Source organism: Peribacillus sp. YIM B13481, assembly GCF_042787985.1.
In the GTDB taxonomy this organism is placed as follows: domain Bacteria; phylum Bacillota; class Bacilli; order Bacillales; family DSM-1321; genus Peribacillus; species Peribacillus simplex_A.
The window spans coordinates 60,509-69,465 of record NZ_JBHZPE010000023.1 but is presented as its reverse complement, the minus strand read 5'-3'; the positions used below and the strand labels follow the sequence as shown (position 1 = coordinate 69,465).

The following is an 8,957-nucleotide window of genomic DNA, read 5'->3' as shown; positions in this document are numbered from 1 at the left end:
ACTTAAAAAATTGTCGATGCAGGCGATGCTTACTTTCGCTGCCATTAATTTAAAGAAGATGGCCAATTGGACATGGCGAGGTCCAAAAATGGCCTAACATAGTGGGCTCGTAGAGCCCCAATCTCCTAACTTCAGGCAAAAATTCAAAGGGAATCTCAAAAAGGGGTTCGGAATTTTTTAATTCCGAACCCCTTTTGTCTACAAACTGAAATGTAACTTCCAATTAATTGTGGTTAAGTATAAAAAATACCCTGGGTATGAAACCATCCAGGGTATTTTTTCTTTATACTGATTTTATCGGAATCAAGAGCGCTTTCCATCGCTATACTCTTTTCCACAGCCATCCGGATAAGATTAAATGACCATCTTTTTACCGGCATTTAATTGAACTTCCTGCTTAGGAGTTTCTGCTTTCTTGTTTTGCTTTACCCTAAAGTGATAAACCGCATAACATCCAAGGAAGAATGTCCCCCCGCAATAAAGGGCCATGCGCTGCTCGGGAACAAACGCAAGACTGATCATGACGATGCAGTTTGCTATCAAGGCAAGAATGGGGATGAATGGGTATAGCGGTACTTTGAATTTCAGATTTTCTACCTTTCCGCCTTGGCGGGTATATGATCTTCTAAAAGCAAGAAGACAAGCCGCGATTGCAATCCAGCCAATTTGTGCTCCTAATCCTGCAAGGGAGAGAAGAAAGACAAACACTGTTTTGGCGGCTACTACACTTGAAAGTAAAGACAAACCAGCTATTGCAAGGGTGATAAGCAAGGCATTAAGCGGAATTCCTCGCTTATTTACCATACCGAGCTTCGGACTTGCCATGCCTTCCTTAGAAAGCGAGTAAAGCATACGTGTTGCCGCATAAAGGCCGGAGTTTGCAACGGACAAAAGCGCTATTAGAATGATGAAGTTCATGATGTCAGCCGCATAAGGAACTCCGATACTATCCAATACAACAACGAATGGACTTTCAACGATTCCTGCCTGTTCCCTTGGAATCAGCGCTGAAAGAACAGAGACAGAAAGAACGAAGAAGAAAAGGGTACGCCAAACTGTTTGTTTGATCGATTTAGGTATGACCTTTTCTGGATTTTCACTTTCTCCCGCGGCAATTCCGATTAGCTCTGTGCCCTGGAATGAAAAGTTCACTGTAATCATTGTGATAAGCAGGGCCGATATCCCATTGGGGAAGAGGCCTTCACTGAAAAAGTTGGAGAAAAATGGTGCTTCTTGTCCACCTTTCATATCAATAAGACCAAACATGGCAGCACCGCCAACGATGATGAACAGAATGATGGCCAATACTTTTATGCTGGAAAAAACAAACTCCGATTCGCCAAATGCCTTTGCTGATAAAGCGTTTAGTGAAAATATGAGAAAAGCAAAGATTGCGCACCACATCCAAACGGGTGATCCAGGAAACCATCTTTGCATAAGCTGTCCTGCTGCCAGAAACTCTAAGGCAACTGTAACGGCCCAACCTAACCAGTAAAGCCATCCAATGGCAAAGCCGGTTCCAGGACCGATGAATTTTGTCGCATATGTCTGAAACGATCCGGAAACAGGCATGGCAACCGATAGTTCACCTAGACAAAGCATCGTCAAATACATGATGAAGCCGCCAACTATGTAAGAGAGGATAGCACCGATGGCACCTGCTTCATGAATGGTATAGCCTGAACCAAGGAAAAAGCCGGTACCAATACATCCCCCTATTGAAATCATAAATAAATGTCTAGCTTTCATACTCCGTTTTAATTCATTTGGTTGATTATCTGCTGTTTTCATTGAAAGACTCCTTTACCTGATGGGTGCAAACGGTTTCATTTATGTTGGGACGTTATTAGGGAATTTGTGTTCAATCACAAGTCTAAAAGCTTCGATTTTGAATCTTAGGAGATGTCGAATTCCCTCGGAAAAGAGATTACTTCTGCATTTAAGAAAGATGTGACAATGAACATAGGCATCTATGCAGAATAAACGATAGCGCCGCTTAATAAAGAAAAGGAAGCCAAGCGTCAGGAAACCAGGGTGTGAATTGAACATGTCGATCATCCGCAAATGGGGAGAGAAGCACCCTGATGTGATATTTCCAATGAAGCATCCATTAGTGAACTCTCTCTCTATTTCTATCAATAACTGTCATCTCAATAGGGTTCGATCTATTTTACATCTACCAGTAAACCTGAAGTGATAAGGTGGTCTTCCGCTCCATAAAGCAGTTTTTCTCCAAGTAATGAGCCCATTAATGCTACAGCAACTTCAGCCGTTTTATTATGCTCGTCCAATATTGGATTTATCTCTACAAACTCTGCAGATGTAATGATATTAGCTTCAGCTAGCATTTCCATGGCAAGATGGCTCTCACGGTAACTAATGCCTCCCATTACAGGCGTTCCGACCCCTGGTGCATCATCTGGATCAAGACCATCAAGGTCAAGGGATAAATGTACAAGATCCGTACGTTCTTTCAGATAGGCAATCGATTCTTCCATCACTTTTGTCATACCCATTCTATCAATCTCATGCATAGTATAGACTTTAATGCCTTTTTCCCTGATTAGTTCTTTCTCACCTTGATCTAAAGAACGGGCACCAATAATGACAATATTCTCTGGTTTGACTTTTGGGGAATAGCCGCCAATGTTAGTCAGTACAGGGTGGCCAAGGCCTAAACTTACTGCAAGGGACATACCATGGATATTTCCTGATGGGGAAGTTTCGGCTGTGTTTAAATCGCCATGCGCATCATACCAAATTACCCCTAAATTTTCAGAATGCTTCGCTAAACCGGATAATGTGCCGATAGCTATACTGTGATCTCCCCCCAATACTAAAGGAAACCTATTTGATTGGATGACTTCATCCACTTTTTGACTTAATTTTTCATTACCTTCTGCAACATCCTGTAGATTCTTTAAATTTGTGTCGCTATCACTTTGTGCTCTTTCTTTTATCTCTACTATAATATCACCTTCATCACGGACAGTATAGCCAATGTTTTCAAGTCTTTCACTCAATCCTGCATATCTAATGGCACTAGGTCCCATATCCACTCCTCTTCTAGTTTGACCAAGATCCATTGGAACACCAATTATTGAAATTTCTTTCTTCATGTATAATTCTCCTCCTTCGATTTTTCTTCCCTAGTATAAGGGTAAAAGGCTAGATGACTCAACTCGACATTTTTTTGAATATTTATACGATTAAGAAAAGGGTGAAAGCTCTGGGTTAAAATTCCTATTTTTGAGTGGTGAAGTGTATAAAATCATTACCGTATAGGGTATGTGAATTAATTTAAAAAAGTGGGTTGAATACCTGTAAAATCTACACTCTTTTGATATTTCCGATGAGAGTGGGAGCTCGACCGATCAAAATCTCCCGTTAAGGACTCCGTTGGAAATATTGAATATTTTTATTAGGTATATTATTCAGGAAATGGAGCAGCCGCATATACAAATCATGGAAGGACATTTCGTTTTCATATTGAATAGGATTGTTTCTGACCAAAAACCAAGAGCTGTTTGCCAAACTGAGGTTAACTGTGAGAAACGAAATATAATAATCTATAGTCCATCATGTCGGCATAATCTATGTATCTTGGATTATTCATCCTCAGTATGTTTTTTGTACTAGTTGCAAATATCATGAAAAAACGACGAGCGGAAAAATCAAAGATATTTCCGACCAAAAGAATAGGAAAGTTTGTTGGAGAAAGTGGGAACTGCAGCCCCGATTTCATATTGGATCATAAGGGTTTGCTGCCGGAAAACAAAATAGGTAAAGTAGCGTCAGGCTATGATTGCTGCTCATATCGCTTTGTTAAAAAATATGAGTGCCATTAAAATGATTGACTCCATTCCTCATCTTCCAGAGGAACACCATTGCTAATGCTATATTCTACATTCATATTTCCATGTTTAATCCATGCATCTTTTTTTAGTGCAGCGATAATTACAGTAAAGCGGTCTTCATCTGCATTCTGTTTCTTACGTGAAAGGGTGATCCGAATGGTTGGGACCACGTCATAATCTTTATAGCTTGCTGGTTTATTCGGATCAATCTTCAATTCATTCCCGATCCCCTCATCAAAGACCAAGACTAATTGATTCGAATCGCCTATTCCTTGTTGAATCTCTTCCCAATCATCACTTTCTGCAATATCTCCCATATCCTTGGATTTCAAAATGTCCCCCAGTTCATTTTCAATATAAGGCCTTATCTCTTTTTCAGCATCATCTTGCTATTTTTCAGATAAGAAGGTATCTTCCATTTCCCCTGTTTCATCATTAAAGTAAACTAAAAATTTAGTACCATATTTTTTATGTTTCACTTTAGTTGCATATTCAAAATAGTTGCAATTACCCATATTATTATAGAGGACATCATATATTTCCGTTTTATCTTCAAAGTTTTTCACTAAATACCGTTCAGCTTGAATTCTAACCTTTTTTTCTTCTTCAGGATCAGCTTTCATACTCTTTGTGAATGAAAACACAAGTATTACGACACGGCCATATTGAGTAAGAAAATAGTTAATAAAGTCAGTGAAATCTTTCTTGTTTTGCTCAAGGAACACCCTCCCGTTATCTCTGCTTATATTCAATTGAATTTAAGGAGTGCCTCTTTTTTAGCTGTGAAATCTAAATTATTTGCGATTCACATATCGGGATACTTTGTTACAATATTTATATAGATAGTACCCTAAAGGGAGAGATTTATTTGGAAACCTTTCAAAGAGAAATGAATCATAACCGAGATGAATTCAGAAAGATGAGGTGGAAACAGCATCGTTCACAAGTTACAGGGTTATTCGATGCCGTTTTTTCGAAAAAAGAGATTGTTGATAAAATGGCTATCGTTGGTGCAGGGAATTGCGATGATTTGGATATCGATTATCTAGCAGCTAAATGCAATTCCATATATTTATTCGATATTGATATGGAAAGTATGGAAAAGGGTATAGAGAATTTGCCTGAACATACTCGAAAAAAAATTCAGCTTGTTGAAATCGATGTTACAGGCCTCGATAAAATGGATTTTGATCACCACCTATCTTCCATGCTGGATCGTGGTGAAAAGGCAGAGGAAATTATTCAGTATGTAAAGGATGCCGAGAATCGGTTAGGTCAGCTTTCTGAAAGTATTTTTGCCAATCATTATAATGGTTTTGACGTTATAGCAACTTCCGCCATTTATACTCAACTTTTTTATAATTGGGCCAAGGAACTGCTTTCTGATTACTCAAACCAATATCAAAATAAAGACGCAGAAGAGATAAAGAATGGACTTTTAGATCTAAGGGATGAGATAGTACGAACGTTGAATCACTCTATTTCTAAATGTATCAAGGAAAATGGATTCTATATTACATGGACTGATATCTTAAAAATCGAACCTGAGTATATGGATACCATTAATGAAGGGCTTGGTGCCATATTTGTCTTAGCTTCAAACGTGGGGTATGGGGCAGCATTGATTGGGATAAAATCTTTTATTGAAAAAGTGGGTAAAAGTGAATTATCCCTTCGGTATTGGCCATGGGATTTTAATGCAAATAAACAGTATTTGACCATTGGAATTATAGGGAGATTGAAATGATTGTCATACAACTGAAAAACGGAATGAAAGGGATAGGTAAGCATATCAACTGCTGTACCTATCTTTTTTTTGTTTCGTATAAGTCTCCTAAGGAATATTTTTATTCATCCATTTCTAAGGCTAGATAAATAGGGGACTTTTATCAATGAATCATACAAAGATAAGACATAATCATATGAAAGGTGTAAAAAAACGATAAAATTTTTGACTATTTGTCTAATGAATTCACAAACTGGTGTAGATATAATGAATCTATTAAAAACAGAATATTTCAATAAGTCAGGATATGGACAACAAAAGAAAAGGAAGTGGTGAGTGTTTGAAGGCTGATATCGTATTCATAAACGGCGAGGTCATAACAGTTGATCAAAAAAATTCAATCGCAGAAGCCTTGGCAGTTAAAGGAAATCGCATCTCGGCAGTTGGAACGAATCAGGAAATGAAGGTTTTTATCGGAGAAGAAACAAATGTGATTGACTTGCAGGGAAAGTCATTACTGCCTGGGTTTATAGATTCTCATATTCACCTTATATTGTACGGTGTCAACCAGTTGGCAGTAAGTTGTAAAGCTGAACATATAGAATCTGTAAAAGATTTGTTAATCGATCTGAAGAAGAAAGCTTCGACAATCCCTAAAGGTGAATGGATCCGCGCCTGGGGCTTCAATGAAACCGCTATGAAAGAAAAACGGTATCCAACAATTACAGAGTTGGATGCCATTTCAACAGACCATCCCATTATGGTAACCCGTACATGCAGCCATATAAGTGTTGTGAACAGCCGGGCGTTAGAACTTGCCCGAATTGATGAAAACTCAGAGAATCCAAAAGGCGGGATTATTGAAAAGGATAAGGCAGGGAGGAATACAGGCAAACTAATTGAAACAGCAAATATGATAATGGCCGACATTGCAAGCTATTCAGAAAGTGAACTGTTGAAAGCAGTGAAAATTGCATCGGAGCATTTCATTGCCGCAGGCATAACTAGCATTCATGAAGCTGGTGCTTATGGTCCTGAAAGTTTCCGTTTAATGCAGCAAGCCATTAAAAGTAAGGATATACGTGTCCGCATCTATGCGATGGTAGGTTCATTGAATAATTCGCATGAATTTGTAAACAAAGTGGTATCTTCTGGAATCGTAACCGGAACTGGGGACGAAAGATTTAAAATTGGACCGGCTAAATTGTTTACGGATGGCAGCAGCACCGGTCCGACGATCGCTACCCGTGAGCCCTATTCGAGTGATCCTGGCAATTTTGGCATTCTTTATTATAAAGAAGAAGAAATCTATCAAGTATTAGGTCAGGCACATAAAAAAGGCTATCAGATCACAGTACACGCCCAAGGGGACAGGGCGATAGAGATGTATTTAAATTGTGTGGAAAAGGCTTTGAATGAAACTCCAAGAAAAGATCATAGACATAGAATTGAGCATGCTGGAATATCTGCGCCAGATTTACAACAGAGGATGAAAGAACTTGGAATCATCCCAATCCCCAACCCCCCATTTCCTTATGAATTCGGTGATATATATATCGAACACTACGGTAATAGGGTCAACCGCATGTACGCCGCCCGTGATTATATTGATAATGGCATCTTGGCCGCAGGTGGATCTGATGCTCCCATTACTGATCACGACCCTTTATTAGGCATACATGTTGCAGTTAATAGAAGAAGCAGGTCCGGTATGAAGATAGGTACGGTTCAATCGATTAGCGTAATGGAGGCCATTAAACTATACACATGGAATGGCGCCTTTGCGAGTTTCGATGAGGATGTCAAAGGCAGCATAGAGGTAGGGAAGCTAGCCGATCTAGTAGTATTGAATGATAGTATATTGAAAGTAGATCCTCAAAATATCAAGGATTTAAAAGTTGAATCAACGATTCTAAACGGAGAGATTCTCTATCATAGGGAAACATTGGTGGAAATATAATCTATAGGAACTATTAAACGACAAAGACCTTAAACTTCAATTTTGTTGCTTAAGCCAACCTATGTAGAATTTAGCAGGTTATCTAAAAGGGGGATATTCATTATGAAAAAGCAAAAATTATTAATTAATGGTGAGAGACTGAGTCATACGCTCGAGAAATTTGCGGATTTCGGACGGACAGAAAACAACGGAGTCACACGGTTATCCCTGTCCGAGGAAGATCGATTAGTCCGTGATTACTTTTGCTCTTGTTGTAAAGAATTGGGGATGACCATTAAGGTTGATGACATGGGGAATATTTACGCTACTTTAACGGGACTTGAAGACAAACCGCCAATTGTTTTAGGATCACATATGGATACCGTGAAAAAAGGCGGGCGGTTTGATGGTATCTTGGGTGTAGCTGCCGGCTTGGAAGTCGTGCGGACGCTGGTGGAAAATAATATCCAGCCTAAAATTCCGGTAATGATCGTCAATTTTACGAACGAAGAAGGAGCCAGATTCGAACCTTCCATGATGTCTTCGGGAGTTCTTTCGGGTAAATTCGAGAAATCCATCATGCTGCAAAAGACGGATAGTGAAGGAACCACTTTCGAAAGTGCCTTAAATGCCATTGGATACGCAGGAAATGAAGAGTCCCGTTTAAAAGAAGCGACTGCATTTCTAGAATTGCATATTGAACAAGGGCCCATTCTTGAACGTGAATCGTTAACGATCGGTGTCGTTGAATGTGTCCTTGGAATGGTGTGCTATGAAATGGAAGTTACTGGAGAATCCGATCATGCGGGAACCACCCCGATGATTATGAGAAAGGATGCGTTCTTCACTGCGAATAGCTTGATTATGGAGGCTCGTCAGAAATTAGGCATGCTTGATGACGATTTGGTTTTTACGATTGGAAGGGTAAATGTGTTTCCTAATATCCATACGGTCATCCCTAATAAAGTAGTTTTTTCGCTAGAAGCAAGGCATAAGGATTTCAAGGTCATCGAAAAGGTGGAGGAAGTCATTGAAGGCCTTACAACCACAGGTATAGAAGGAGGCTGTGACATTCAAGTGAAAAAATTATGGGACAGGGATACCGTTTGGTTCGATAAATCAATTTGCAATTTGCTTGAACTATCGACCAATTCATTAGGTCTACCATATAAAAGAATGGTAAGCGGTGCTGGACATGATGCTCAGTTTATAGCTAGTTTTATACCGACTGCCATGGTTTTCGTACCAAGCATCAAAGGTAAAAGTCATTGTGAAGAGGAACTTACTACTTGGGAAGATTGTGAAAAAGGCGTCAATGTAATATTGGAAACGGTCCTTGCCATCCAGTCCAATTAAGGCGAATATATGTTTTGTTGAAAGAAGGAAATATCCGTAACTAACGTTTATGCTATCAAACCATCAGTTTTGTATGTAA

General features: G+C 39.2%; 7 protein-coding genes. 3 read left to right on the top strand and 4 right to left on the bottom strand.

Translation table 11 applies throughout. The annotated features are described in order from the left end of the window. Positions 1-354: 354 nt before the first annotated feature. From ACFX4X_RS14565 to ACFX4X_RS14550, 4 genes are all read right to left on the bottom strand, one after another. Positions 355-1,791 carry an amino acid permease gene (locus ACFX4X_RS14565; protein ID WP_377384418.1) on the bottom strand — a complete coding sequence of 479 codons (1,437 nt, stop codon included), beginning with the start codon at positions 1,789-1,791 and terminating at the stop codon, positions 355-357. 374 nt (positions 1,792-2,165) lie between these two features. Next, the gene (gene rocF, locus ACFX4X_RS14560) at positions 2,166-3,119 is read right to left on the bottom strand and encodes an arginase (RefSeq protein ID WP_061463155.1); all 954 of its coding nucleotides are present in this window, start codon (positions 3,117-3,119) and stop codon (positions 2,166-2,168) included. A 725-nt stretch (positions 3,120-3,844) separates the two neighbouring features. After that, positions 3,845-4,189 (bottom strand): hypothetical protein, encoded by a 345-nt coding sequence (locus tag ACFX4X_RS14555; protein WP_377384416.1) that lies wholly within the window; start codon positions 4,187-4,189, stop codon positions 3,845-3,847. Between the two features lie 57 nt (positions 4,190-4,246). Continuing rightward, positions 4,247-4,582, bottom strand: coding sequence for a hypothetical protein (locus ACFX4X_RS14550; RefSeq protein WP_377384414.1), 336 nt, complete (start codon positions 4,580-4,582; stop codon positions 4,247-4,249). A gap of 143 nt (positions 4,583-4,725) precedes the next feature. Between ACFX4X_RS14550 and ACFX4X_RS14545 the strand changes: the two genes are divergently transcribed. From ACFX4X_RS14545 to ACFX4X_RS14535, 3 genes are all read left to right on the top strand, one after another. Further along, a complete protein-coding gene (locus tag ACFX4X_RS14545) occupies positions 4,726-5,604 on the top strand; it encodes a hypothetical protein (RefSeq protein ID WP_089362178.1) in 879 nt (292 codons plus the stop codon). Positions 5,605-5,923: 319 nt separating this feature from the next. Continuing rightward, a complete protein-coding gene (locus ACFX4X_RS14540) occupies positions 5,924-7,543 on the top strand; it encodes an amidohydrolase (RefSeq protein WP_284470796.1) in 1,620 nt (539 codons plus the stop codon). 102 nt (positions 7,544-7,645) lie between these two features. Further along, positions 7,646-8,878 (top strand): Zn-dependent hydrolase, encoded by a 1,233-nt coding sequence (locus ACFX4X_RS14535; protein ID WP_377384412.1) that lies wholly within the window; start codon positions 7,646-7,648, stop codon positions 8,876-8,878. Positions 8,879-8,957: the final 79 nt, after the last annotated feature.

Coding starts and splice junctions, on each gene's coding strand:
- ACFX4X_RS14565 (WP_377384418.1), bottom strand. CDS start 1,791: ATGAAAACAGCAGATAATCAACCAAATGAATTAAAACGGAGTATGAAA.
- rocF (WP_061463155.1), bottom strand. CDS start 3,119: ATGAAGAAAGAAATTTCAATAATTGGTGTTCCAATGGATCTTGGTCAA.
- ACFX4X_RS14535 (WP_377384412.1), top strand. CDS start 7,646: ATGAAAAAGCAAAAATTATTAATTAATGGTGAGAGACTGAGTCATACG.